The sequence below is a fragment of the Halomonas caseinilytica genome (assembly GCF_001662305.1).
Lineage (GTDB): Bacteria > Pseudomonadota > Gammaproteobacteria > Pseudomonadales > Halomonadaceae > Halomonas > Halomonas caseinilytica.
Genome location: NZ_BDEP01000006.1, coordinates 23,181 through 47,924, shown reverse-complemented (window position 1 = coordinate 47,924; position 24,744 = coordinate 23,181). Strand labels below are relative to the sequence as shown.

The window sequence follows — 24,744 nt, the reverse complement described above, 5'->3', positions numbered from 1 at the left end:
GTGTGACCACCCTTGTTCCGCTGTCTGATTCTCGAAATCACTGGCAACGTGGCAACAGTGGAAAATCTCTTTATTTTCAATGCATTGAAAATGGAAACCTGTAGCCAGTATTTTTGAATCGGCAACAGACACAGGGGGCGATATTGGTATAGAAAGAGATGTGTTGCCGTTGTTGCCACTCCTCCTATCCATAGGCAACGCTCCGACCCCGCATGGTTGCTGGGCGTTGCCACTGTTGCCGGTGTTGCCACGGGAATCAGGTTCCTGTGAAAAAGTCACCTGGCTCATGTCGCGCTCCGTTCGATGTCTAGCTTGTCGGGATCGATGACGAAGAAGCGCGTACTCCCTCCTCCTGGCAGGCGATAGTTCTTCTGGCGTCTGCCACTATCGGTTTTCGCCAGGACGCCGTAGGTGTCCAGGGCGCGGAGAATCCGATCCCGGCCGTAGCCGGCAGCCGCTTCGGCCAGAGACGCCCGGTTGAAGAGATAAAGCCGTTTTCCGTCCTCGATCTCGAAGTAGCCGGCCCGGTGGCGGACGTTAGGGTTGGGGAGAAGGGCGGAGATGTCGGAAAACCGGCTGTCACCATGGAGGGCGATGAAGTCCGCAATGGCGGTCAGGATCTGTCGGTCCTCGGCGTTCCCATCGCCGACTCTAGCGACCCACTCGCGAAACAGCAGGCGTCCCGCATCGGCAGCGCTATGCGATGCCCAGGGCAGCAGGCCATGTTCGATGGCTAGTTCCCCAGCTAGCCCGATGATGGCGAAGCGGTCGGCGACCCGGCCGGCTTGGGAGCCCTCGGCATCGAAGCGGGAGCGTACCTCCCCGAAGCGCTGATAGAAGACCTCCGGCTCAGTCTCCTTCACAAGTTCTGTCACGAAAGCCGGCCCTATATGCCCGTAGTGGCGCGAGGCGGCCGCCGTGAGCATGCGGTGGAATGCCTCACCGGTCATGCCGTGGAGTTCATCGAATGCTCGATGGGTTCGTGTGCCGGCGTTGACATCCACCATCCGTAACTCAGCCCCCGCATGGGCAGCATTGCCCGAGATGGCGGCATGTTCCGAGAGCGACCTCTCGCCGCTGGAGAGGGCCAGCACCCGCCAGTACAGCTTGGGACGACCTTCGCGCTCACGGGTCATGGTGCCCTTGCCGGTGCCATTGGCGATGGCATAGGCCATCTCCTGGACTCGCTTGGGATCGGCACGCTTGATCTCGTCGAGGATCAGCACAGTGTCGTTGCGAGATGAGGCCTCGATCTCGATGCCGCCCCGTGACATATCCCAAGAGGCGGCGAATACCCCGGGGTTGCCCCACACAGAAGCGGCAATGGCCTGGGCCAGGGATTTGCCGCTCGAGGAGTCTCCGACTAGATGCACGCCGCCGCCGTTGACGCCGACCTTGGCTAGCAATGGTCCGGCAAGCGCGCAGCAGATCGCGAGGATCAGTACCGGATTGTCCTCGCAGTAGGGCGCTACCTCAGTCCGCCAACCCTCGAGAGTTCCCTTGGCGGTGTACAGGTTGGCGCCTTTGCCGGTGTCCTGATACCGCACGTTTTCACCGCCGATGATGCGGTTGGGCAGCACGAATGCGCCGCTTTGATCATGCCAGCCGGGCTTCGTGGTAGTGGCCAGGATCTTGCTCAAGCCGTGGTGGCTGGCGATATAGGCGGGTACATGTCGGCGCTGGTGGTACTCGACCTCGAGTCCCTGCCGCATCAGGGCCTTGAGCACTTCCTCGCCCTTACCGGCTAGGGCCTCCATAGGCATGACGTACTCAATTACCCGGCCGCGATGACGAAAGCGAAGCAAGCGACCGACGCTGCCGTCATCACTGTTGACCGTCTCTGCATCCACGTGGAGGGGCGCGCAGATCCACAGGTCGTAAGGTTGCCCCGGTTCTTCACCATTGGTGTGCTTGATGCCGTGATACCACGTTCCGGCGCGAAAGAGCTTCCCGTCGGCCGTGGTTGGCCCCTCGTAGACGGCATAGGAAGGGCGTTCGAGGCTGTCGATCTGAGGAGCGCGGGGATTACTGACGAGTGCAAGGTGCGATTGTTGCTCACTCATGACCACCTCCTTGCCGCTTATACCAACGGGCGAGGTCGTTGAAGTCACTGAGAGAGTCAGGCACCCCTTCCGGCCATACGGGCAGGACCACTAGAGCACCGATGGCCAGCGCTGCTTCATTTGCAGCCATGAGTCCTGGGTTACCCGGTGTCTGCCGGTCATCATCCCCGGCGATGACGATATCCAGGCCGGGGTAGCGTGCGCGGAGTGACTTGGCGACGGGCTTGAGGTTGCCAGCGTTCATCGCGCATGCCACGGGTTCCCGGGTGTAGGCATGCAGGGTGGCGCCTGTCGCCCAGCCTTCGCAGACATAGAGCTGTCGATGATGGGCGATACGCCCTAGGGGGGAGTAAGCACCGTAGACTTGGCCACCCTTGAGAAAGCGCTTGTCCCCTTGAGCATTGATGCACTGCAAGTTGACCAGTTGGCCCTCCGCGTAAAGGGGAACCAGTAGTTGCCCTTGAGGAGACTGCCTTAGTAGATAGCGGGGCACCTCCTTATGGATAAGGTAGGGATGCCTGGGGTAGGCGGGTTGCGATATTCGCCAGAGACGTTTGGCCAGTGCGGCGGCTTGCTGCTGTACCTGTCTCCGTTCAGCCTCTACCTGCTGGCCCAGGCTGACCTTGTCGAGCCAAGGGGAGGGCATGTTTCTTCTTTCCTGGCAGGCGCCGGTGTGCCGGAAGATGTCAAGTCGAAGTTGTCGGTCTATCTCGATGGCGGCGTCGACCTGTCGGCAGCCGCGCAGGTAGCTCAGCAGGGATACGAGATCCCCACCATGGGCATCATTGTCGGCGAAATCGTTCCACTTGCCGGTGACTAGGGATATGCCGAACGAGCCGCGTGTCCGGTCGCTACGTGCGCTATTTCGGGCCACCCATTCCGATCCCTGGCGCTCGCCCTCGGGAAGCCACTCGGATACAAGACGTTCGGCCGCGCCGAGTGCCGCCATGGCGACGCTCTGGATCTTGGCGATAACCGTGTCAGTCATGGCTACCTCCTTGCGGGGAGATACGCCGAGCCGCGACTAGGAGGTCGCTGGCGTCACTGAGCAGAAGATGTGCAGCGGTGGCGAGGTTGGCCATGTCGAGGGACATCATGTCGCCACTAGGGCTGTCCATGGCACTGATGGTGAACATCAACTCCTTGGCGGCATCGAGCCGCTGCTCGGCATGGTCGAACAGCTGTGATTGCTGGGCTCGCGGGTCAATCAGCAGTGTCTCGGTTGCGGAGAGGCAGTTGGCGTCTTCGAGGCGCTTAACCATGATGCACCTCCTCGCCTTCGAGGCGACGGGCCTGTTGCATGTGGTGGTTATAGCGCTTGAGTCGTGTACGGGTACTGGAATTGGAGAAGAGAGCCGCACGGGCCATGGCGCGATGGGCGCTGGCACGCGCAGACGGACTGCGGGTAGGGAATAGGAGAAGTGCCATCGGTGACGATCCTTTTGGGTTTAGGAGTCGTCCCCGGCTGCGGCCAAGCAGCGATGGGGGCGACTGTACGCGGGTTGGCCGACCGGTCCAAAAGGTAAACCCGGCACACCCGAAGGTGTCCCACGCACAGCCGCCATAGCGCATAGCGGGCACAAAAATAGCGCCTGCTATGGAAGGGGCGCTTATGCGCCTTTTGGAATTCGACCGGCCAAGGTCGGCTGCTGATTTTGCAGCAGCACGATCATCATAAGGACTCGCGTTGCTCCTGCGCAAGTGCCTTGGCTTCACACCTTTGAGCTTTGTGGTATCGTTGAGCATGTATTGTGTCTCTCTGGCCCCTGCTGCGTTGCTCCGCCGCAGGGGCCTTCCGTTTTCCGAGCGTAAAAGCTCCCCATACCCACCCGGCTCTTGCCGGGCAGCGTCATGCGTATTGCGGTCTGAGAAGGCGGGTTAGCAGTCGGTCAGTACTACCTGCCGGGTATCGTTCAGGCGATGAACGTTGGGACTGTCGGGCTGCCGGGCGTGGTGGTCGGTGCTAGCCCGTTGGTCCGGCTCGATAGTGATGTGGCCACTTTGCCCGAACCGCTGCGCCTTGCCGTCTTGCTGCTGCGTCGCCACGGACAAGACTTCCTGCATGGCCTTGATATCGCCTGCCGAGAATGAGAGCGACTGGCCCTTGATGGTCATCACGAAGTGCTTCATGCCCGTACCCCTTGGTCGATCATGGTGTGAGTGCGTGCCTTGGTAAGGCTCGCCAGGGAGCGGTTACGTTCCTCGAGGCGCGCGGCGATCCAGCCGTCGACTTCCTCTTCCAGCCAAGCGACGCTGTTCTCGCCGATCGGTACGGGGGCAGGGAAGGTGCCCTGCCGGATGCCCTCGTAGATGGCGGACCGGCTCTTTCCCGTCTTCTGTTCGACTTCCTTGCGGCGCAGCAGCCGGTTCCCCAGCTTGATCCGCTCGACCGCCTTGAAGCGGGATGAGGAGTGGTGGGGTTGCGTGATCATTCATCGTTCCTCTTGCGTGGCTATTCGGATCTGTCCTTGAGCGGCTCTCGGACCGTGTTTGCCGGCCTTCAGAAGCACGCCTCGGTGGACGTTTTCTAGCTTGCGGGGGAAGCCATAACTGCGCGAGCAGCTGACGTTGTATGGCGGGCCTCCCACAAATCCGCCCGGGACATGATCAGCTTGCAAGGGAATTGAGGTTCGTGCGATGAGGTGGCGTTGTAGATTGCCCATCTACAACGTGACTGTTTAAGAGAGATTAATGATGATGAAAAAAGCCGCAGCTTAATGCTGCGGCTTCATGTCTACTTGAGTTTTAGTTTTGCTATTGGGTTTTCTGCTGCACCTTCATTCAGAAAGCCTGGAGGAAGGTTGGATAGAACTTCAATTGTCGCGGGGTTGAATTTTATTTCTTGGGTTATGTCTTGTTTTGAGATGACTTTGTTCTCTATAAGCATCGTGGCAGCTTTCTTGAGAAGCTCAGGCTTTTCGTTGTTTAGCTCGCTGTCCAAAGGCTCGTGAGTTCTCCACTTTTTAGCGCTTATTTGTTTTCTCAGATTTAATACTTGATCGCTAGAAAATATCCCCAAGTCGCTGCAACGATATACTTGAGATGCGATTGATGTAAGCCAGCGTTTTTTTAATGGTATAAAGGAGTCAAGGCGAGTCGTGTACACCTCATTTATGTAAGATTTTGCAGGCATCAAAAAGGCACTTCCAAATCTGTTTGCCTCAGCTTCGATTTGTTTTAGTGTTTTTTTGTCCTCAAGCTCTTCTTCGCTAATCCCTTGGTGAAGTATTAAGTGCCCGAGTTCGTGGGCAATGTCGAATCGGGTTCTGACAGCAGTCGTACTGTCAGAAGCCATGAAGATAAAGGGCTGCTCTCCGCTCCAGAAAGAAAAGGCATTTATTCTTTCTTCGGATATGGGGAGATGTGAAACTATTATTCCCTTGGCCTCAACGAGCTTTATCATATTGCCAATGGGGCCGCTTCCTAGTCCCCATTGTTTTCTTAGGGAGTCGGCGATTTCTTCGATTTTTTCGAACGAATACCGGCCATTAGGCAAGTCTGGAGTTATGCTAGGAGGATCGAATTCAGGGAAGTTTATAAATTTTTGGTACAGCGAAACGATGGAGGAAACCCACTCAGAAAGGACTTCGCACTGATCGTTGCGTCGTCTCGTAGAAGCACCAAAAGCCCGAAATGTTTTTACACTGAGCGGACCAATAGGATCAGGCATTGATCCCGTGAAGTATTGCAAAGGCTGATCCAAAGCCTTTGCCAATGAAAGTAATGTTTGGCTGTCCGGGGACTTGGCTCCTTGTTCATAAGCAGAAACGGACTGTCTGGTGACTCCAATTTCAGAGGCCAGGTCTGTTTGGGTTAGGCGGACAGACTTTCTGGCCATAATCAAACGCTCAGGGATTATACGGCGCTTAGCTAGCTCCGTTCCATTGCTATTGATTGAGACAACTTTCTTAACCATTATCTCTACGCCACTTCATTATGTCCTCTTTTAATGTCAGGACTGATTCTTCTGTATATTCAATCGGTGGGACTTCGCTGTCACCGACCTCGCTGGGTAGGTCTAACAAATTCTCTGTTCTGTACATCCAGGCTTTTTGATCAGGTTTGCTCATTCCAATATGAGCAAACTTTAACCCTTGATGGCCGTGAATTAATATGAAAGAGGGTAGCCCGATAATTCTCTTTCTCTCCTCTTCCATTTGCGGGAAAAGGTAAGGCTGGTTAGATAGTGCTGCATTTCCCCGAAAGCCAACTTTCCTGGGGGGGTGATGCCTGTCTTGTACTTGGCTTATCGATAATGTGGATTCGGGAAGCAAGACTTTCAGGTAGCGGCCAGTAGGCTTGTTGAATGTTTCCCATTTGTAATCAAATGGCCAAGAGCCAGACTCGATGAGTCTAAGGATTGCAAAATCGGTCGCCCATGAAATGAGTCTTCCATGGTTGTCCTGGGCGGATGCCATGGAGAAAACTGGTTCTTCCTTTGCAATTTGAGCTGCTGTCTCATACGCAGTCTTAAGAGCGGCAGGGATGTGCAGCTGGTAGCGGATAGGAAGCTGGTTAGCTAAGAAACCTTCGATCTGGCTCGACATCGGCAGCATACTCCATGGACACCTAGCGCAACTATAGCCGAAAAATGCCATGTTTTGTCAACTGTCGTGCGTACCAGCCTCCGTCAGGCCTGCGAGGCGGGTTGCCCAAGCTTGCATCATAGCCGGGCGCTGCTCAGGTGCCATATGCTCCGCATGGGTATACACACCCTCGAGGCCCGGCAGCTTGTGTGAAAGCTGGGCCTCGATCCACTCCCGCGGGTATCCCATTTCCTTCAGGCCGGTGGCCACAACATGGCGGGTACCGTGGGGGACATGCCGGCCCTCGAACCCCATTCGCTTGAGCGCCATGCCGAAGGCGGCATCGGAGATGGGCTTGGCGGGATCATTCCGCCCCGGGAACAGCAGACCATAGCTTCCCGTCATGCCGTGCAGCTTCTTCAGCACCTCGAGGGCCTGGGTGGGCAAGGGGACTTGATGAGCCCGGCCCATCTTCATTCGGTCTGCCGGGATTTTCCACACCGCTGCCTCGAAGTCGATCTCCTCCCAGCGAGCCATGCGCAGTTCCCCAGGCCGCACGGCCGTCATCAGCAGTAGTTCGAGGCCCGCCTTGACCAGGGGACTCTTGTCGTAGCTGCGTATGGCGCCCACGAGCTCTGGGAGCTCGTCCTGTGCAAGATGAGGGAAATGGCGGTGCTTCTGCTTCTCCAGGGCGGCGCCAAGATCGGTCAGGGGGTTGTAGTTGGCCCGGCCGGTGATGATGGCGAAGCGGTAGATGTCGCGGCAGAAGGAGTGCAGTTTGCGCCGCTGCTCGAATTTGCCCGCTTCCTCGACGCGACGCAGCACCTCGAGCCACTCCAGGGGCTTGATGCTGTCGATGGCCAGGTCGCCGACATAGGGGAAAATATGACTCTCCAGGGCGCTCCAGCTCTGCGGGGCTCGCTTGGAGGAGGCCTTCCAGCGCTTCGCCATGGTCTCATGCCATTCCCTGGCGAGGGCCTTGAAGGTGTTCTCGGTGGCGAGGCGTCGCTCGCGCTTCTCCTGCTTGCGTTGCTCGACGGGATCAATCCCCTTATTGAGCAAGCGGCGCGCGTCGGTGCGCTTTTCACGGGCTTCGGCCAGGCTGACCTCGGGGTAGCTACCCAGGCTCATCATGTTGCGCTTGCCGTTCGGCCGGGTGTAACGCAGCCGCCAGCCCTTACGGCCCTTAGGCGAGATCCTGAGTTCGAGTCCCTGCCCGTCGGATAGGCTGATCTCCTTGGCTCCTGGCTTGGTTGTCTCGATTTTTCTGATAGTTAGCGCCATCGTGGTATAGCGAGCATCTTCGAATAGAGGAATATGCCAAGCTCTATACCATCTTGCGGCGGGTTTGGGAAGGAATTGTCAGGAAGGGTAGGGAAAGGATGGTGCTGATTTTGCGTGATTTTTTGTCTTCGGCTAGCCTTGGCTGGAAGGCTCGGGAAGCTGAGTTGGCGCCCTCTGCAGGATTCGAACCTGCGACCTGCCGCTTAGGAGGCGGCTGCTCTATCCTGCTGAGCTAAGAGGGCGAAACGGGGCGTAGTATAAGCATCTGACCGCGCAAGATAAACCCGCGGTGCCCATGAGTTGTTCGGCATTCCCGGGTAGAATGGGCCCATCTATCCAGACGACGACGGGAATGACCGCTATCGCGACACATCTCTCGACGGACGGTGATCGCTATTTCGATGGCATGGCCGACAAGTTCGCCGACAGTCTCTACGGAAAGCGGCGTGGTGAACTGCGCCTGGCCTTGCTCGATCGGCTATTGCCCGAGATGCTCACGCTCGATGGCCAGCCGGCCCTTGACGTGGGAGGCGGCCTCGGTCAGCTATCCGGCTGGCTGGCAATGCGAGGTCACGCTGTCACCCTGAGCGAGCCCGCCGCCGACATGCTCCAGCGCGCTCGTGAGAGACTTGCCGGAACCTCGGTGACGTCGATGTCGCTGCCGTTGCAGGCCTTGCCCGAGCGGGCTCCCGGTCCCTGGCCGCTGATCACTTGCCATGCCGTGCTCGAGTGGATGGCCGACCCGCGAGCGGCCCTCGCCACCCTGGCGAGCTTGCTGGCGCCCCGGGGGCAGTTGTCGCTGATGGTCTTCAACCGCGATGCCCTGCGCTTCTCCAATGTGGTCAAGGGCAATCTCGACCGCGTGCTGGCCGATCGCCTGGCCGGCCAGGGGCGCCGCACGCGCCTGACGCCCATCTCGCCGCTGAGCCATGACGAGATCCTTGCCTGGGCCGAGGAGAACGGCCTGGTCGTCCAGCATTGTGCCGGCGTGAGGATCTTTCACGATTATCTGCAGCACCCGGCCGGCGACGATGAGGCGTACCGCAAGTTGCTCGAACTGGAATGGCGCTACAGTCGCACCGAGCCGCATTGGCGACTGGGCCGTTATCTGCTTTATACCCTGGTGCCTGCCGAGGAGACGCGACCGTGAGTGCCGAAACGCCTGTCTGCCAATTGCTCGAGCGCCAGTCGACCGATTATCGCGGCTGGTTGTGGGTGTCGCCGCCCCGGGATCGCTGGCTGGAAGCAGCCGAGGGGGGGCTGCTTTCTGCCGACAGGGCGCTGCTCTCGGCCTGGCGCGAGCGTGGCGGTGTGGCCTGCTCCCCTTTTTCGGCGGAGGAGCTGGCGCCGGAAGGCGTGGTGCTGTTCTGGCCCAAGGCGCACGCTCAGGGGGAATGGTGGCTGTTGTGGCTATGTGCTCGGCTCGAGCCGGGCACCCCGTTGCATGTCGTCGGCGAGAATCAGGGAGGCATCAAGCGTGTGCTCAAGGTGCTGGCGGCGCTGGGGCTTGGCTGCCGGAAGGTGGACAGCGCTCGTCGGTGCAGCCTGTTCGCCTCTCGGCTGGGGCGGGTCGATATCGATCCGGATGCCGCCTGGACGACCTTTGAGGCCGAGGGCCTGACGCTTGCCAGCCATCCCGGGGTGTTCGGGCATGGCAAGCTGGACGACGGCACCCGGTTGTTACTGGCGCAGCTCGATGCCTGCCTGCCGAGGCAGGGCGCGGTGCTGGACATGGGGTGCGGCGACGGGATTCTCGCGGCCTGGCTGGCCCGGCGCGGGCTCACGACCACGGCGGTGGACGTCAATGGCTTTGCGGTGGAGGCGACTCGTCGAACCCTGGCGGCCAACGGCCTGGAAGGCGAGGTATACCACGCCGATGTCTATGCCGGGCTCGCGGAGCAGCGTTTCGATGCCATCGTCAGCAACCCGCCGTTCCATCAGGAGCGTGCCGTCGATTATGGCCCCGCCGGGCGATTGATCGCCGGCGCCCCGGCGCGTCTCGGGCCCGGGGGCCAGCTTCTGATGGTGGCCAATGCCTTTCTGCCGTATCCGGACTTGTTGGAGCGTGCCTTCGGGGGCTTCGAGATTCTCGCCGATGACCGCCGGTTCCGCGTCTATCGGGCGGTCAAGCGCTGACGTTCCAGTGGGTCGCTTCACGCCTGAGGATCGTGATAGTCGATCTCGGTAATCAGGTAGGTCGTCTCGCCGCCGGGTGCGGCCACCGTGGCTTCATCGTCGATCCCCTTGCCAAGCAGGGCCTTGGCCAGAGGGGCGTCGACACTGATCCAGTGCTTGCTGGTGTCGGTCTCGTCGTGGCCGACGATACGCAGGCGCAGCTCCTCGCCATTCTCGTCCTCCAGGGTGACGAAGGCCCCGAAGAAGACGCGATCGGTATCCGCCGGCAGGCGGTCGACCACCTGTAGTTCGTCGAGTCGTTTGGTCAGGTAGCGGATGCGGGCGATGACGCGGTTGAGTTCCTTCTTGTTGTAGGTGTAGTCGGCGTTCTCGCTGCGGTCGCCGAGGGCAGCGGCTTCGCCCACCTTGGTGGACAGGGCAGGGCGCTTGACGCGCGACAGGTGGTCGAGAATGCCGCGCAGGCGTTCAGCACCTTCGGCGGTGATCAGGTTGCTCTTGGGTTCCTGGCGCGGGTCCTTGGCGGGATCGCGCCAACGGGTCATGTTGCGGCCTTTCATGAATCGCGCCTCTGGCTCGTCGAAGGGCTGCAACATACGACATGCACCCGCCGGCAGGCAATCCGCCCCTCTTGTAGCGTGCTCGGGGAGTATGGGAGAAGCGTTTGGCTGGAGAATAAATCAAACGTTCGTTACATTCTAGGAAGAAAGGCCATTCCGATAACCACAACTCGAGGAAGCCATCATGTCGAGACGTCATCTACTCGCGATTGCCCTGTGCCTGGCATTGGGCAGCGTATCGGTCGCCCAGGCCTGGGAGAACGAGGTCTTCTCGCTACGCAACCGCTGGGAGAATATCACCACCATGGACGAGGCTCGCCGCGCCGATGCCTTGTCGGCGCTGGCCGATGAGGCCGGGGCGCTGGCCGATGCTCATCCCGACGCCAGCGACGTGCTGGTCTGGCAAGGCATCATTCTGGCCTCCCTGGCGCGTGAAGTCGGCGGGCTGGATGCCCTGGGGCCGGCCAAGGAGGCTCGCCGGGTGCTGGAGCGTGCCATCGAGCTCGACCCCGAAGGTCATCACGGTTCGGCCTATGTCACCCTCGGGGCACTGTATGCCCGGGCGCCCGGCTGGCCGGTGGCCTTCGGTGATGACGACACCGCCGAGCGGATGTTCGAGCGTGCCCTGGAGATTCGCCCCAAGGGCATCGACGTCAATTATTACTATGCCGCTTTCCTGGCTGACGAAGGGCGTGACCAGCAGGCCCTGACGCACGCGCGCCGTGCCCTGGAGGGGCAGGCCCGCGAAGAGCGGCAGACCTCCGACGAGGCGCTGCGCCGTCAGGCCCGTGTCATGGTCGAGCGTCTGGAGAAGTGAAGCGGGCGGCGCTCCCATTGTGAACGCGCTCCGGGATCACGATAATGGAGCTTTCGCGAACACCGGAGGTCCGCATGTCGGAGACCGATGCCGCCGACCGATCGAGCGCGCTGGCGCAGGCGACCTTTGATGTCGGCGATGTGGAGCTGATCGAGCGCCGCTGTCTGCACGAAGGGTTCTTTCGTCTGGAGGCGCTGCACCTGCGCCATCGTCTTTTCGAGGGGGGCTGGAGCGCGCCCATGACGCGCGAGGTGCATCATCGCCATGACGCCGTGGGCGTGTTGCTCTACGATGTGGAACGAGATGCCGTGGTCCTGGTGGAGCAGTTCCGTGCCGGCGCCATCGACGACCCGGCCTCGCCATGGAAGCTCGAGATCGTGGCGGGCCTGGTCGAGAGCGGAGAGAGTGCCGCCGACGTGGCGCGCCGCGAGGCCATGGAAGAGGCGGGCTGCCCAGTCGGCGACCTGATCGAGCTACATACCTATTATCCCAGCCCCGGTGCCTGCAATGAGCGGGTTTCGTTGTTCTGCGGCCTGATCGACAGCCGTGGCCTGGGAGGCGTGCACGGTCTTGCCGAGGAGAACGAGGATATTCGCGTGCATGTGTTATCGTTCGCCCAGGCTTGGGAACTCCTGCTGGCCGGACGACTCGACAATGCCATGTGTCTGATCGCCTTTCATTGGCTGGCCGCGGAGAGGGCCTCGCTGAGAGCAAGGAGGTAGCGTGTCGAGAAGCGCCTATGTCACCGATCTGAAAGGCCTCCAGGGCGAGTGCACCGCCAACTATGTGCGCCTGACCCGCTTGCTGGGCGATCTGGAGGCTGGCGAGTCCCGAGAGGTGGAGCTGGTCAGCCATGGCCGGCGCCTGGGAGTGCTGTGTCTCGAGCTCCAGGAACGTGCGCCCTACACCAGTATCGTGCGGGTGTCCCAGCGAGGCGTGCTCGACGCCGTGCTGGATACGCCGCGCATGCGCGTGCATCTCTATCACGATGTGCGCATGGCCGAGGTGACCGATTTCCAGCGGCAACGGCACTTCGACGGTCGCTATCGCTATCCCAACTCCCGTATGCACCAGCCCGACGAGAAACTTCAGCTCAATCGTTTCCTCGGCGAATGGCTGGATCATGGCCTGGCTCACGGTCATTCCATCGACTTGCCCGAACTGCCCTGATGCGACTGGTCCAGATTTCCGACTGCCATCTGCACGCCGATCCCGCCGCTCGTTCGCGCACCGGGGTTCCTCATCGCCAGTTCGTCCGCGTGGTCGAGGCGGTCGCGTCCTGGCGTCCCGACATGGTGCTGGTCACCGGCGATGTCAGCCAGGATGAGACGGTGGCTTCCTATGCGCTGGCCCGGCGGGAGCTGGATCGAATCGACTGTCCCTGGTTCTGGCTGCCCGGCAATCATGACGAGCCGGTCCTAATGGCCGAGTGCCGTGCCTTTCAGGAGAGCGTGGACCTGGGGCAACGGCGCTTGTTGCTGCTCGATACCCGGATTCCTGGCCAGACCCATGGCGCGCTGGGGGCAACTCGCCTCGAAGTGCTGGCCGAACGCCTGGCGGAGGACGACCGACCGACGCTGATCGCCATGCACCATCCTCCGATCAGCGTCGGGTCGCGCTGGGTGGATGCGCTGGGCCTGGCCGATGCCGAGGCGTTCTGGGACCTGCTGGCGACGCACCAGCGGATCGAGGCGATCCTGTGCGGCCATATTCACCAGGCTTTCGAACACCGTCGGACGACGCCACATGGCGAAGTGTCCATCTACGCCTGTCCCGCCACGTCCGACCAATTCCTGCCCGGCGCCGAGACGTTCGCCGTGGACGAGGCGGCCTGGCCGGGATTCCGTGTGCTCGAACTGGGAAGCGACCTGAGCACCCAAGTGGTGCGAGTGGAACCCTGATATCTTTTTAAAGAATAAAAAGATAGATATTAATTCTTTCACGTTATTATATTCAGCACGATAAGCTGGCCCGCATGATGCGTTTTCGCCCAAATCATGCGAGGTAGCCGGGCCATGAGCAGTCTTGATGCCCCCACACGCCAGCACGACCGCCGAAATGAGGAATCATCCCCGGGGTTGACGCCGCAGCGGATGACTCACCTGCAGCAGCTCGAAGCCGAGTCGATCCATATCATCCGCGAGGTGGCCGCCGAATTCTCCAATCCGGTGATGCTCTATTCCATCGGTAAGGACTCCTCGGTGATGCTTCACCTGGCGCGCAAGGCCTTCTATCCCGGGCCGCCGCCGTTCCCCTTGCTGCACGTCAATACCACCTGGAAGTTCCGGGAGATGATCGAGTTCCGTGACCGCATGGCAGCGGAATCCGGCATGGAACTGATCGAGCACATCAACCAGGAAGGTGTCGAGGCGGGGATCAATCCCTTCGATCATGGCTCGAGCGGTTACACCGATGTGATGAAGACCCAGTCGCTCAAGCAGGCGCTGGACAAGTACGGCTTCGATGCCGCCTTCGGTGGGGCGCGTCGCGACGAGGAAGCCACGCGTGCCAAGGAGCGGGTATTCTCCTTCCGCGACAAGCATCACCGCTGGGACCCCAAGAACCAGCGTCCCGAGCTGTGGAATCTCTACAACGCCCGGGTCAACAAGGGCGAGTCCATCCGCGCTTTTCCGCTCTCCAACTGGACCGAGCTGGATATCTGGCAATACATCTACCTGGAATCCATCCCCATCGTCCCGCTCTACCATGCTGCCCCGCGCCCGGTGGTGGAGCGCGATGGCATGCTGGTGATGGTCGATGACGACCGCATGCCGCTGGAGCCCGGCGAGGTGCCCGAGGAGAAGTGGGTCCGTTTCCGCACCCTGGGCTGCTATCCGCTGACCGGTGCCGTGGAATCCCGGGCCGCCACCCTGCCCGAGATCATCCAGGAAATGCTGCTGACCCGGACCTCGGAGCGCAGCGGCCGCGCCATCGATCACGACCAGGCCGGCTCCATGGAGAAGAAGAAGCGGGAGGGGTACTTCTAACGCGCTTTCGGCGCGTTAGAAAGGCGGAAGCCCCAAGCCTGAAGCTGGACGTCCTCCCGAGCGAAACGCCTGGTGGGGAGCGGGAAGCATCAGGCATCTAGGTCACCGGCGGGGTTCTCCAACCAAAGATCTTCAGCGGTGAGTCGGCGTGCTGCGGGTTCTTCCAGCTTCCGGCTTACAGCTTACAGCTATTAAGGTGTGTCATGGCACATGCGTCGGAATTGATTGCAGACGATATCGAAGCGTACTTGAAAGAGCACGAGAACAAGGACCTGCTGCGTTTCATCACCTGCGGCAGCGTCGATGACGGCAAGTCGACCTTGATCGGGCGGTTGCTGCACGACTCCAAGATGATCTTCGACGATCAACTGGCGGCGATCACTCAGGCATCGAAGACCAGCGGGACCACCGGCGACGAGGTGGATCTGGCCTTGCTCGTGGATGGCCTGCAGTCGGAGCGGGAGCAGGGCATCACCATCGACGTGGCGTATCGCTTCTTCTCGACCGACAAGCGCAAGTTCATCATCGCCGATACGCCGGGGCACGAGCAGTACACCCGCAACATGGCCACGGGAGCCTCGACGGCGGGGCTCGCGGTGATCCTGGTCGATGCGCGTCACGGCGTGCAGACCCAGACCCGTCGGCATAGCTTCATTGCCGATCTGGTCGGCATTCGCCATCTGGTCATCGCGGTCAACAAGATGGATCTGGTCGACTATAGCGAGGCGCGCTTCGAGGAGATCGCCGCCGAGTATCGTGCGTTTGCCGAGCAGCTTGGCGCCGAGAACATTCACTTCGTACCGCTTTCGGCGTTGAAGGGCGACAACGTGGTCAACAAGAGCGGCTCGATGCCCTGGTACGAGGGGCCGGCGCTGCTCGAGCTGCTCGAGACCGTCGAGGTGCGCCATGATCAGAACCTGAGCGACCTGCGCCTGCCGGTACAGTACGTCAATCGCCCCAATCTGGACTTTCGAGGCTATGCCGGCACCTTGGAAGCGGGCATCCTGCGTCCCGGCCAGGCGGTGCGTGCACTGCCGTCGGGCAAGCGTTCCAGGGTCGAGCGCATCGTCACCTTCGATGGCGATCTCGAGGTTGCCTGGCCCGGTCAGGCGATCACCGTGACGCTGGAAGATGAGATCGACATCTCGCGCGGTGATTGGATCGTGGCCGAGGATGCCGAGGTGGTGCGTTCCAACGCCTTCGATGCCGATATCGTGTGGATGCACGAGCAGCCGCTCGAGCCGGGACGGCAGGTCGACATTCGTCTCGCCGGGCGCTCCGTGGCGGGACGTGTCGAGGCCATCGAGTACCAGGTCGATGTCAATACGCTGACGCATCACCCGGCCGAGCGTCTCGAGCTCAATGCCATCGCGCGCTGCCGGGTAGCCCTGACCGAGGATATCGCCCTGGATGATTATGCCGTCAGTCCGGGCACGGGCAGTTTCATCGTCATCGACCGACTGTCCAATGTCACCGTGGGGGCCGGCATGATCCGTGGTGCGGCCGAGGCGACGGAGACAACGCCGGGCGAGGTCGACTGGGCCGGTTTCGAGATCGAGCTCAATGCCCTGGTGCGCAAGTACTTCCCGCACTGGGAGGCCAAGGATATCAGCCAGCTGTTGAATCGCTGAGCGGTGGTACACATCCCGGCCGCACGACGGGAAGATGGTGCCTGGTAAGAAGAGCACAAGGCCCTGACGCATCGCGTCGGGGCCTTGTCGTTGCATGGCGGCGAGTGGCTCAGGCCGGACGGTTGGCGACCACCACGGCGCGGCGCGGCGCCGGGTAGCCTTCGCGGGTCCGGGTGGTATCGTCGGGGGCGAGGAAGTCGGCCAGGGACTGAAAGGTCATCCAGTCGGTGGTGCGTTGCTCGTCGAGGCTGGTGTCGGCTTCGTCGACCACGCGTGCGTTCTCGAAGCCGCAACGCTCGAGCCAGCCGACCAGCGCCGCGGAGGAAGGCAGGAAATAGACATTGGGCATGGCGGCGTAACGCTCGCCCGGTAGCAGCACCGTGGTGTCATCGCCGCGTACCACCAGGGTTTCCAGCACCAGTTCCCCGCCCGGCCGCAAGGCGGCCTTGAGCTGGGTCAGGTGTTCCAGCGGCGAGGGGCGGTGGTAGAGCACGCCCATGGAGAAGACGGTGTCGAAGGTGGCCAGGTTGTCGGGAAGTGCTTCGATGCCGACCGGCAGAAAATGGGTGCGCCCGCCGTCGGCGTCACCGACGAAGTGGCGCACGGCCTGGAACTGCCAGAAGAAGCGCGGAGAGGGATCGATCACCAAGGTGAAGGCGGCTCCGGCGCCGGTCATGCGCCAGGCGTGATAGCCGTTGCCGCCGCCCACGTCGAGCACTCGGCGTCCGCGAAGTGGCGCCAGATGGGGGGCGACACGCTGCCATTTCCAGTCGGAACGCCATTCGGTGTCGATACTCACGCCACCGAGGCGGTAGGGGCCCTTGCGCCAGGGGGCAAGGACGCGCAGCAGGTTCTCGCACTGGCGATGCCGGGCGTCATCCAGTTCGCACTCGACCGTCACGCTGTCGGTATCGAGACTGACGTGGCGTGGCTCGGGCAGGGGAGGCAGCTTGGCCACGGCCTTTTCCCAGCTCCTCAGGTCGCCATGTCGCTTGGGATCGAGCCCCCGGGCGAGTTGCTCGGGCAGCCGGGCCAGCCAGGTGTCGAGCCCCTGGTCGAGAAAGGCTTGGTAGAGGGGACGGTGAATCTCGGGGATACTCAACGTCAGGCCTCCTTGAAAGCGATCAGCGACGCGAAATTCAGGTACTGGAACCAGGTCAGCGAGCGGTGGAAGCCGGTGCGTTCGAGCCGTTCATGATGGGCCGCCAGGGTGTCCGGCACCAGGACGTTCTCCAGGGCGGTGCGCTTCTGGCTGATCTCCAGCTCGCTGTAGCCGTTGGCGCGCTTGAAATCATGGTAGCGCTCGACCAGCCAGGCGTTGTCCTGTTCGTCGTCGGCGACGATCTTCTCGGACAGGATCAGTACGCCGCCAGGCTCCAGGGCCTCGTAGAGGCGGGCGATCACAGCGTCGCGATCCGCCGGGTCGAGAAACTGCAGGGTGAAGTTGAGCAGGATCATGCCGGAGGCATCGTAGGCGTGGTGACGGATATCGCCCTCGATCACCGTCATGTCGTGGCCGGGGCATTCGTCATGCAGGGTCTGGCGGGCGCGCTCGACCATCGTCGGCGAGAGGTCGACACCGGTGTAGCGGAAGGCATCTTCCGGCAACTGGCCGGCCAGCGCGAGGCCCGCAGCGCCCAGGGAGCAGCCCAGGTCATAGACATGGCCGCCATGGCGCAGGTGGCGACGGGCCAGGGGGCCGAGCATGGCGAGTATCTGGCCATATCCCGGCACCGAGCGGCGGATCATGTCGGGGAAGCAGGCCACCACGCGCTCGTCGAAGGAGAAACGAGCCACCCGGTCCAGGGGTGTCGAAAAGATGGCGTCACGGTAAGATGCGTCACTCATGGGTAGGTCGAGGCGTTGGGCTGGAAGCCCGCTATTCTACGCCTCCCTGCCTTGGGCTGCACGACAGGATCACCAGGAGGGCATCCATGAGCCACCCCCCCGTCGAACAGCGGGGCGCCTGGCGCGCCCTGGCCGACCATGCCGACGAGATAGGCCAGAGGCACCTGCGCGACTTCTTCACCGATCAGCAGGGACGCTTCGCGACTTTCAGCCGACAGGCCGCCGGCCTGACCCTCGATCTTTCTAAGCAGCGCTGGAATGAAACGACGCTCTCGCTGCTGCTGGAGCTGGCCCGTGACGCTGGCGTGCCGAACGCCATCCGCGGCCTGCTGGCCGGCGAGCGACTCAACCTCAGCGAGAACCGACCGGCACTGCATACCGCGCTGCGACTGCCAGCCGATGCCAGGCTCGACGTGGAGGGCGAGGATCTGGTGACCTCCGTGCACGCTACCCTGGATCGCATGGCGAGCATGGTCGAGCGCTTCCATTCGGGCCAGTGGCGTGGGGCTACCGGCAAGCCCATCCGCGATGTGGTCAACCTCGGGGTCGGCGGTTCGGATCTCGGTCCCTTGATGGTCACCCATGCACTGGCCGACTATCGGCCCGAGGGGGTCCATCGCATCGATGTTCATTTCGCCTCGACCATGGATGGCTCGCAGCTCGCCGATTACCTGTCGCGGCTCAATCCAGAGACGACGCTGTTCGTGTTGTCCTCGAAGTCCTTCACCACCATCGACACCATGACCAATGCCCGTACCGCGCGTGACTGGCTAAAGGCCAGGCTGCTGGGCGGTGACCGCGAAGAGGGCGTCGACGAGGCTCTGGTCATGCGCCAGCACTTCGTGGGGGTGTCGGCCAGTCCCGAGAAGATGCGCGAATGGGGCATCGCCGATGAGCATCAGCTCGAGTTCTGGGAGTGGGTCGGCGGACGTTACTCGCTGTGGGGAGGGATCGGTCTGCCCATTGCCCTGGTGGTAGGCATGCAGAACTTCCGCGAGCTGCTGGCCGGTGCCCACGACATGGATCGTCACTTCAGCGAAGCCGAGATGAGCGACAATCTGCCGGTGTTGCTGGCCCTGGCGGGCATCTGGAACGTCAACTTCCTGGATATCCGGGCACACTCGATCCTGCCCTATGATGGGCGCCTGGAATACTTCGCCGCCTACCTCGAGCAGCTGGAGATGGAGTCCAACGGCAAGTCGGTGAATCATGACGGCGAGCCGGTGGGCTATTCCACTTGCCCGGTGCTGTGGGGGCAGCTCGGTCCCAATGCCCAGCATGCCTTCTACCAGTTGTTGCACCAGGGCACGCAATCCGTGGAGTGTGACTTCATCGCCCCCCGGGTGCGCTATGATGACGTGGCCGACCCGGCGACCCGCGATCACCTGATGAGTCAGCATCGCTTGACGCTGTCCAACTGTTTCGCCCAGTCCAGAGCCTTGATGCTGGGCGATGCGGCCCTCGAGGACGAGGGGCCGCGTCCAGGCCACAAGCGATATGCCGGGAACCAGCCATCCAGTACCTTGCTGCTGGATCGCCTGACCCCCCGAACCCTGGGGGCGCTGGTGGCGCTGTACGAGCACAAGGTCTTCGTCCAGGCGACCATCTGGGACATCAACCCCTTCGATCAGTGGGGTGTGGAGCTCGGCAAGACGCTGGCCGGCGAGACGCAGCGTATCCTTGAACACCAGGCCGGGCTGGACGGCATGGACGACTCCACCCGAGGTCTCATCGAGGCCGTCTGGGCGGCCGAGTCGCGGGAGCCGGAGTAAGTCGAGCAGCTGTCATCGATATGACGGATGCTGGCCATATATACAGGGGTTCGGGTATGCTGAATGCCATGCAAGTCTCGACACCTGCCAGTGGCATACTCTATCTGCACGGCTTCAACAGCGGCAGCGCCTCCCCGAAGGCGGCGCTGATGCGGGCGGCCTGCGAGCATCTGTCGTTGCCCTGCGTGACGCCTCAGTTGCCGCATCGGCCGGATCGAGCGCTGGCGGTGGCCGAAGCGTGCCTCGACGAGCTCGGCATGGTGCCCATGGTGGTGGGAAGCTCGATGGGAGGTTTCCTGGCGACCCTGGTCGCCGAGCGCCATGACCTGCCGGCGGCCCTGATCAATCCCGCCGTCGCGCCTGCCCGGCTGGTAACGGCCTGGATCGGCGAAGCCCTCGTCAACCCGTACAGCGGAGAACGCTTCCAGGTCGAAGAGGCTCACCGTCGAGAACTGGAAGTGCTGACGCCCGAGCGCGTCACGCCATGGCGTTACCTGCTGCTGCTGGGTACGGCCGACGAAACGCTGGACGCCCGCGATGCCTGGGCGTTCTACCGAGGGGCGGCCAGCATCCTGCACCCTGGAGGAGACCATGGGTTTTCCGCCCTGGCCGATTACCTGCCGGCCATTCTGGCCCATGGGGGCCATTCCCTGTCGGTAGGGGCCGTGGCATCACTGCGTTGAGTGGCGGAGTTGCCCCATGAGGCATCATGTCGAGACGTGGCAGGCGAGGAGAGATCGAGCATTCACGAACGAGCCTTCATGGAAAGGACGCGCCCGCGTTCAGGAGAGAGCCGAATGACCGTAACCAGTCTGGGTGACGCATGACACAGTACAGCGCCAGTTCGATCGAGGTGCTTGCCGGGCTCGAGCCCGTGCGCAAGCGCCCCGGCATGTACACCGACACTTCCCGGCCCAACCATCTGATTCAGGAAGTCATCGACAACAGCGTCGACGAGGCACTGGGCGGCTATGCCAAGGCGATCGCCGTGCGCCTGTTCGAGGATGGTGGTGTCGAGGTCAGTGATGACGGGCGCGGCATGCCCATCGACATCCATCCCGAACACGGGGTTTCCGGGATAGAGCTGATCATGACCAAGCTGCATGCCGGCGGAAAGTTCTCGGCGTCCAGCTATCGCTTCTCCGGCGGGTTGCATGGTGTCGGGGTTTCGGTGGTCAATGCCTTGTCCCGTCGGCTCGAGGTGGAAGTGGTCAAGGACGGCAGCCGTTACCAGATGGCCTTCGAGCATGGCGAGCCGGCCTCCGAGCTGAAGGTGATCGGCTCTGCCGCCAAGCGCGCTACGGGCACGTTGGTTCGCTTCTGGCCCGAGGCGAGCTATTTCGACTCACCGAAACTGTCGTTGCCTCGGCTCAAGCACTTGCTGCGCGCCAAGGCGGTGCTCTGCCCGGGGCTGCAGGTGACACTCGTCGAGGCCGATGGCACCGAGAGCGTCTGGCAGTTCGAGGATGGCCTGCGCGATTATCTCGCCCAGGCCACCGATGGTTACGAGGTGCTGCCGGCTTCGCCCTTTGTGGGGCACTTCGCCGATGACGAGCAGGTGGTGGACTGGGCCATCCAGTGGCTCCCCGAGGGCGGCGAACCGCTGCTGGAGAGCTACGTCAACCTGATTCCCACGCCGCTGGGCGGCACGCACGTGAATGGCCTGCGAGCGGGCATGCTGGAGGCGTTGCGAGAATTCTGCGAATACCGCAGCCTGTTGCCGCGCGGGGTGAAGCTGACCGCCGAGGATCTCTGGGAACGGGTTTCCTATGTGCTCTCGGTGAAGATGCTGGAGCCACAGTTCGCCGGCCAGACGAAGGAGCGGTTGTCGTCGCGCACCGTGGCGGGCTTCGTTTCCGGGGTGGTCAAGGACGCTTTCTCGCTGTGGCTCAACCATCACGTCGACCAGGGCGAGGCGCTCGCCGAGCTGGTGATCAGTGCGGCCCAGCGGCGTCAGAAGAGTGCCAAGAAGGTGGCGCGCAAGAAGGTCACGTCCGGCCCGGCGCTGCCCGGCAAACTGGCCGATTGCAGTGGCCAGGATCCGGCTAGCAGCGAGCTGTTCCTGGTCGAGGGCGACAGCGCCGGCGGCAGCGCCAAACAGGCCCGCCAGCGCGAAACCCAGGCGATCCTGCCGCTGCGTGGCAAGATCCTCAATACCTGGGAAGTCGAGGCCCACGACATCTACGGTTCCCAGGAGGTTCATGACATCGCCGTTGCCATCGGCATGGAGCCGGGCAGCGACGATCTTTCCAAGCTGCGCTATCACAAGATCTGCATCCTCGCCGATGCCGACTCCGACGGCCTGCATATCGCGACGTTGTTGTGCGCGCTTTTCGTGCGCCACTTCCCGGCGCTGGTCGATGCCGGTCATGTCTTCGTGGCGATGCCGCCGCTGTATCGCATCGACCTCGGCAAGGAAGTCTTCTACGCCCTGGACGAGAGCGAGAAGGCTGCCATCCTGCGTCGGCTCGAGGGCAAGCGCGGCACGCCCAATGTCCAGCGCTTCAAGGGGCTCGGCGAGATGAGCCCGCTGCAGCTTCGCGAGACCACCATGGCGGCCGAGACCCGACGGCTGGTGCAGCTGACCCGCGAGGTTGGCGACGGCACCCTGGAGATGATGGACATGCTACTGGCCAAGAAACGCGCCGCCGACCGCAAGAGCTGGCTGGAAGACTACGGCAACCTCGCGGAGATAGAGGTATGAGCTGAAAGCTCGAAGCCGGAAGCTGGAAGAAAACCCGCGATGGCCAGGGGTAACTTCCAGCTTCAAGCTTCCGGCTTACAGTTCATCACAGAGGTTGAAGAGGGCACTCTCCTCAAAGATCCCACGATCGTATAAAAAGGTCACCGTGCTATGACCATGGATATCCAGGTAGCGGAGGGCGACGTCGAGCGCCTGTCCCTTCGCGAGTATACCGAGAAGGCGTATCTCGATTATTCGATGTACGTCATCCTCGACCGGGCCTTGCCGCACATTGGTGACGGCATGAAACCGGTGCAGCGGCGCATCGTCTATGCCATGCGCGAGCTGGCGCTCAGCGCCAATGCCAAGTACAAGAAGTCGGCGCGTACCGTCGGTGATGTACTGGGCAAGTTCCACCCTCACGGCGACAGCGCCTGTTACGAGGCCATGGTGCTGATGGCGCAGTCCTTCAGCTATCGCTATCCACTGGTGGACGGCCAGGGCAACTGGGGCAGCCCCGACGATCCCAAGTCCTTCGCCGCCATGCGCTATACAGAGGCGCGGTTGTCGAAGTTCGCCGAGGTGCTGCTCAGCGAGCTTGGTCAGGGCACCGTCGACTGGGCGCCCAATTTCGACGGCACCATGAACGAGCCGGTGGTACTGCCCGCGCGCCTGCCGCATGTGCTGCTCAATGGCGGTACTGGCATTGCCGTGGGCATGGCGACCGATATCCCGCCGCACAACGTGGGTGAGGTCGTCGAGGCCACCTGTCACCTGCTTCGCCAGCCCGAGGCGACTACCGCCGAGTTGATGGCCTACCTGCCCGGGCCCGATTTCCCCTCTGCAGCCGAGATCATCACGCCGGCCTCCGACCTGCGCAAGATCTACGAGAGCGGCCGGGGCTCGGTGAAAGTGCGGGCCCGCTTCGAGCGGGAAGAGGGCAATGTAGTGATCACCGCCCTGCCTTACCAGGTGAGTGGTGCCAAGGTGCTGGAGCAGATCGCCGCCCAGATGCAGGCCAAGAAACTGCCGATGGTGGCCGACCTGCGTGACGAATCCACCCACGAGGAGCCGACGCGGCTGGTCATCGAGCCGCGCTCCAATCGGGTGGACATCGAGTCGTTGATGGCGCACCTGTTCGCCACCACCGACCTCGAGAAGAACATCCGCGTCAACATGAACGTGATCGGCCTGGACGGTCGTCCCCGGGTGCTGTCGCTGGCCGCCCTGCTCGGCGAATGGCTGGACTTCCGGCGCAGCACGGTGCGGCGACGTCTCGAGCATCGTCTCGGCAAGGTGGAGGACCGGCTGCACATCCTCGAGGGGTTGCTGACCGCCTATCTCAATATCGATGAGGTCATCCGCATCATCCGTGAAGAGGATGAACCCAAGCCCGCACTCATCGAGGCCTTCGGTCTGAGCGAGCGCCAGGCCGAGGCGATCCTCGAGCTGCGCCTGCGCCACCTGGCCAAGCTCGAGGAGATGAAGATCCGTGGCGAGCAGGACGAGCTGGAGGAAGAGCGCAAGCGTCTGAAGGAACTGCTCGGCAACGAGGCAGCCCTGACCGACCTCATCGAGCGTGAGTTGCGTGAAGCCGCCGAACAATATGGTGATCCGCGTCGTGCGCCGATGGTCGAGCGCGAGGAAGCCCGGGCGCTTTCCGAGGTGGAGCTCGTTGGTGCCGACCCTGTCACCGTCGTGCTCTCCGAGAAAGGCTGGATCCGCAGTGCCAAGGGCCACGATATCGATCCTGCCGGGCTTTCCTACAAGGCCGGCGACCGGTTCGCGTTGGCTGCCCGCGGGAAGACCAACCAGCCTCTGGTGCTGCTGGATGACACCGGTCGTGCCTACACGCTGAGCGCCCATAACCTGCCCAGTGCACGCAGTCAGGGCGAGCCGGTCACCGGCCGGGTCAATGTGGCGGCCGGTGCCCACATGGCCGGCGTGATGCTGGCACCGCCCGGGACGCGCTACCTGCTGGCCTCGGACGGTGGCTATGGCTTCATCGCGCCGCTCGAGGCGCTGACCGGCAAGAACAAGTCGGGCAAGGGCGTGCTGTCGGTGCCCAAGGGCTGCAATGTGCTGGCGCCGCTGATGGTCCCCGAAGGCGAGGGGGTCAGTGTGGCGGCGGTCTCCAATGAAGGGCGCCTGTTGGTCTTTCCCCTCGACCAGTTGCCCGAGATGGCCAAGGGCAAGGGCAACAAGATGATCGATATCCCCGGCGCCCGTGCCGCCCGTCGCGAGGAATTCCTGCGCGACCTGACCCTGCTGGGGCCCGGACAGGCCCTGGTGGTGCACGCCGGTAAACGCAAGCTCACGCTCCGGGCCAGCGACCTGGATTACTATCGAGGAGAGCGCGGTCGTCGTGGCAGCAAGTTGCCGCGAGGACTGCAGAAGGTCGACCGGCTTGAGGCGGAAGACGGAGGGTAGAAGTGGGAAG

24 protein-coding genes and 1 tRNA gene are annotated in these 24,744 nt (G+C 62.2%); 12 read left to right on the top strand and 13 right to left on the bottom strand.

All coding sequences use genetic code 11. The features are described from left to right. Positions 1-284: 284 nt before the first annotated feature. From A9O65_RS04185 to A9O65_RS04150, 10 genes are all read right to left on the bottom strand, one after another. Positions 285-2,063, bottom strand: a complete 1,779-nt coding sequence (locus tag A9O65_RS04185) for a DUF927 domain-containing protein (protein WP_064701458.1) — start codon at positions 2,061-2,063, stop codon at positions 285-287. Next, positions 2,056-3,051, bottom strand: a complete 996-nt coding sequence (locus A9O65_RS04180) for a toprim domain-containing protein (protein ID WP_064701457.1) — start codon at positions 3,049-3,051, stop codon at positions 2,056-2,058. The genes A9O65_RS04185 and A9O65_RS04180 overlap by 8 nt, the downstream gene beginning before the upstream one ends. Then, positions 3,044-3,325 (bottom strand): hypothetical protein, encoded by a 282-nt coding sequence (locus tag A9O65_RS04175; protein ID WP_064701456.1) that lies wholly within the window; start codon positions 3,323-3,325, stop codon positions 3,044-3,046. Before A9O65_RS04175 ends, A9O65_RS04180 begins: the two co-directional genes overlap by 8 nt. Continuing rightward, entirely contained in the window at positions 3,318-3,491 is a 174-nt protein-coding gene (locus A9O65_RS17330) for a hypothetical protein (protein WP_175473440.1), read from the bottom strand. The genes A9O65_RS04175 and A9O65_RS17330 overlap by 8 nt, the downstream gene beginning before the upstream one ends. Positions 3,492-3,941: 450 nt before the next feature. Continuing rightward, positions 3,942-4,193 (bottom strand): hypothetical protein, encoded by a 252-nt coding sequence (locus tag A9O65_RS04170; RefSeq protein WP_064701455.1) that lies wholly within the window; start codon positions 4,191-4,193, stop codon positions 3,942-3,944. After that, positions 4,190-4,495 (bottom strand): helix-turn-helix transcriptional regulator, encoded by a 306-nt coding sequence (locus A9O65_RS04165; protein WP_064701454.1) that lies wholly within the window; start codon positions 4,493-4,495, stop codon positions 4,190-4,192. The genes A9O65_RS04170 and A9O65_RS04165 overlap by 4 nt, the downstream gene beginning before the upstream one ends. Positions 4,496-4,797: 302 nt before the next feature. Next, positions 4,798-5,979: a helix-turn-helix domain-containing protein gene (locus A9O65_RS16885; protein ID WP_074749278.1), complete on the bottom strand. Its 1,182-nt coding sequence runs from the start codon at positions 5,977-5,979 to the stop codon at positions 4,798-4,800. Continuing rightward, positions 5,972-6,610, bottom strand: coding sequence for a hypothetical protein (locus tag A9O65_RS04160; protein ID WP_064701453.1), 639 nt, complete (start codon positions 6,608-6,610; stop codon positions 5,972-5,974). The genes A9O65_RS16885 and A9O65_RS04160 overlap by 8 nt, the downstream gene beginning before the upstream one ends. 57 nt (positions 6,611-6,667) lie before the next feature. After that, positions 6,668-7,873 carry a tyrosine-type recombinase/integrase gene (locus tag A9O65_RS04155; RefSeq protein ID WP_064701452.1) on the bottom strand — a complete coding sequence of 402 codons (1,206 nt, stop codon included), beginning with the start codon at positions 7,871-7,873 and terminating at the stop codon, positions 6,668-6,670. A 165-nt stretch (positions 7,874-8,038) separates the two neighbouring features. Beyond that, positions 8,039-8,115, bottom strand: a tRNA-Arg gene (locus A9O65_RS04150). Positions 8,116-8,225: 110 nt separating this feature from the next. Between A9O65_RS04150 and A9O65_RS04145 the strand changes: the two genes are divergently transcribed. Next, positions 8,226-9,023 (top strand): methyltransferase domain-containing protein, encoded by a 798-nt coding sequence (locus tag A9O65_RS04145; protein ID WP_064699407.1) that lies wholly within the window; start codon positions 8,226-8,228, stop codon positions 9,021-9,023. Beyond that, entirely contained in the window at positions 9,020-10,009 is a 990-nt protein-coding gene (locus tag A9O65_RS04140; protein WP_064701451.1) for a methyltransferase, read from the top strand. The genes A9O65_RS04145 and A9O65_RS04140 overlap by 4 nt, the downstream gene beginning before the upstream one ends. A 17-nt stretch (positions 10,010-10,026) precedes the next feature. Here the strand turns inward: A9O65_RS04140 and greB are convergent, their stop codons facing one another. Then, positions 10,027-10,566, bottom strand: coding sequence for a transcription elongation factor GreB (greB, locus tag A9O65_RS04135; protein WP_073292096.1), 540 nt, complete (start codon positions 10,564-10,566; stop codon positions 10,027-10,029). 184 nt (positions 10,567-10,750) lie between these two features. Here greB and A9O65_RS04130 point away from each other — a divergent pair, with 184 nt between their 5' ends. From A9O65_RS04130 to cysN, 6 genes are all read left to right on the top strand, one after another. Then, a complete protein-coding gene (locus tag A9O65_RS04130) occupies positions 10,751-11,383 on the top strand; it encodes a TRAP transporter TatT component family protein (protein ID WP_064701450.1) in 633 nt (210 codons plus the stop codon). A 74-nt stretch (positions 11,384-11,457) separates the two neighbouring features. Continuing rightward, positions 11,458-12,105, top strand: a complete 648-nt coding sequence (locus A9O65_RS04125; RefSeq protein ID WP_064699404.1) for an NUDIX domain-containing protein — start codon at positions 11,458-11,460, stop codon at positions 12,103-12,105. Position 12,106: 1 nt separating this feature from the next. Then, positions 12,107-12,553, top strand: a complete 447-nt coding sequence (locus tag A9O65_RS04120) for a DUF1249 domain-containing protein (protein ID WP_064699403.1) — start codon at positions 12,107-12,109, stop codon at positions 12,551-12,553. Next, on the top strand, positions 12,553-13,284 hold the full coding sequence (locus A9O65_RS04115; protein WP_064701449.1) for a metallophosphoesterase: 732 nt from the start codon (positions 12,553-12,555) through the stop codon (positions 13,282-13,284). Before A9O65_RS04120 ends, A9O65_RS04115 begins: the two co-directional genes overlap by 1 nt. A 114-nt stretch (positions 13,285-13,398) precedes the next feature. After that, the gene (gene cysD, locus A9O65_RS04110) at positions 13,399-14,370 is read left to right on the top strand and encodes a sulfate adenylyltransferase subunit CysD (protein ID WP_073292092.1); all 972 of its coding nucleotides are present in this window, start codon (positions 13,399-13,401) and stop codon (positions 14,368-14,370) included. A 203-nt stretch (positions 14,371-14,573) separates the two neighbouring features. Then, entirely contained in the window at positions 14,574-16,001 is a 1,428-nt protein-coding gene (gene cysN, locus A9O65_RS04105; protein ID WP_064701448.1) for a sulfate adenylyltransferase subunit CysN, read from the top strand. A 109-nt stretch (positions 16,002-16,110) separates the two neighbouring features. On the opposite strand, the gene cmoB is transcribed toward cysN, so the two are convergent. Both cmoB and cmoA read right to left on the bottom strand, forming a co-directional pair. Beyond that, on the bottom strand, positions 16,111-17,103 hold the full coding sequence (cmoB, locus tag A9O65_RS04100) for a tRNA 5-methoxyuridine(34)/uridine 5-oxyacetic acid(34) synthase CmoB (RefSeq protein ID WP_064701447.1): 993 nt from the start codon (positions 17,101-17,103) through the stop codon (positions 16,111-16,113). A gap of 2 nt (positions 17,104-17,105) precedes the next feature. After that, positions 17,106-17,849 carry a carboxy-S-adenosyl-L-methionine synthase CmoA gene (cmoA, locus tag A9O65_RS04095; protein WP_064701446.1) on the bottom strand — a complete coding sequence of 248 codons (744 nt, stop codon included), beginning with the start codon at positions 17,847-17,849 and terminating at the stop codon, positions 17,106-17,108. 86 nt (positions 17,850-17,935) lie between these two features. Here cmoA and pgi point away from each other — a divergent pair, with 86 nt between their 5' ends. The 4 genes from pgi (at position 17,936) to parC (ending at position 24,734) form a co-directional block, all read left to right on the top strand. After that, positions 17,936-19,621: a glucose-6-phosphate isomerase gene (gene pgi / locus A9O65_RS04090; protein WP_064699397.1), complete on the top strand. Its 1,686-nt coding sequence runs from the start codon at positions 17,936-17,938 to the stop codon at positions 19,619-19,621. 56 nt (positions 19,622-19,677) lie between these two features. Beyond that, entirely contained in the window at positions 19,678-20,304 is a 627-nt protein-coding gene (locus A9O65_RS04085) for a YqiA/YcfP family alpha/beta fold hydrolase (RefSeq protein WP_175473441.1), read from the top strand. Between the two features lie 140 nt (positions 20,305-20,444). Further along, the gene (parE, locus tag A9O65_RS04080) at positions 20,445-22,325 is read left to right on the top strand and encodes a DNA topoisomerase IV subunit B (protein WP_064701445.1); all 1,881 of its coding nucleotides are present in this window, start codon (positions 20,445-20,447) and stop codon (positions 22,323-22,325) included. A gap of 150 nt (positions 22,326-22,475) precedes the next feature. After that, the gene (gene parC, locus A9O65_RS04075) at positions 22,476-24,734 is read left to right on the top strand and encodes a DNA topoisomerase IV subunit A (protein ID WP_064699395.1); all 2,259 of its coding nucleotides are present in this window, start codon (positions 22,476-22,478) and stop codon (positions 24,732-24,734) included. Positions 24,735-24,744: the final 10 nt, after the last annotated feature.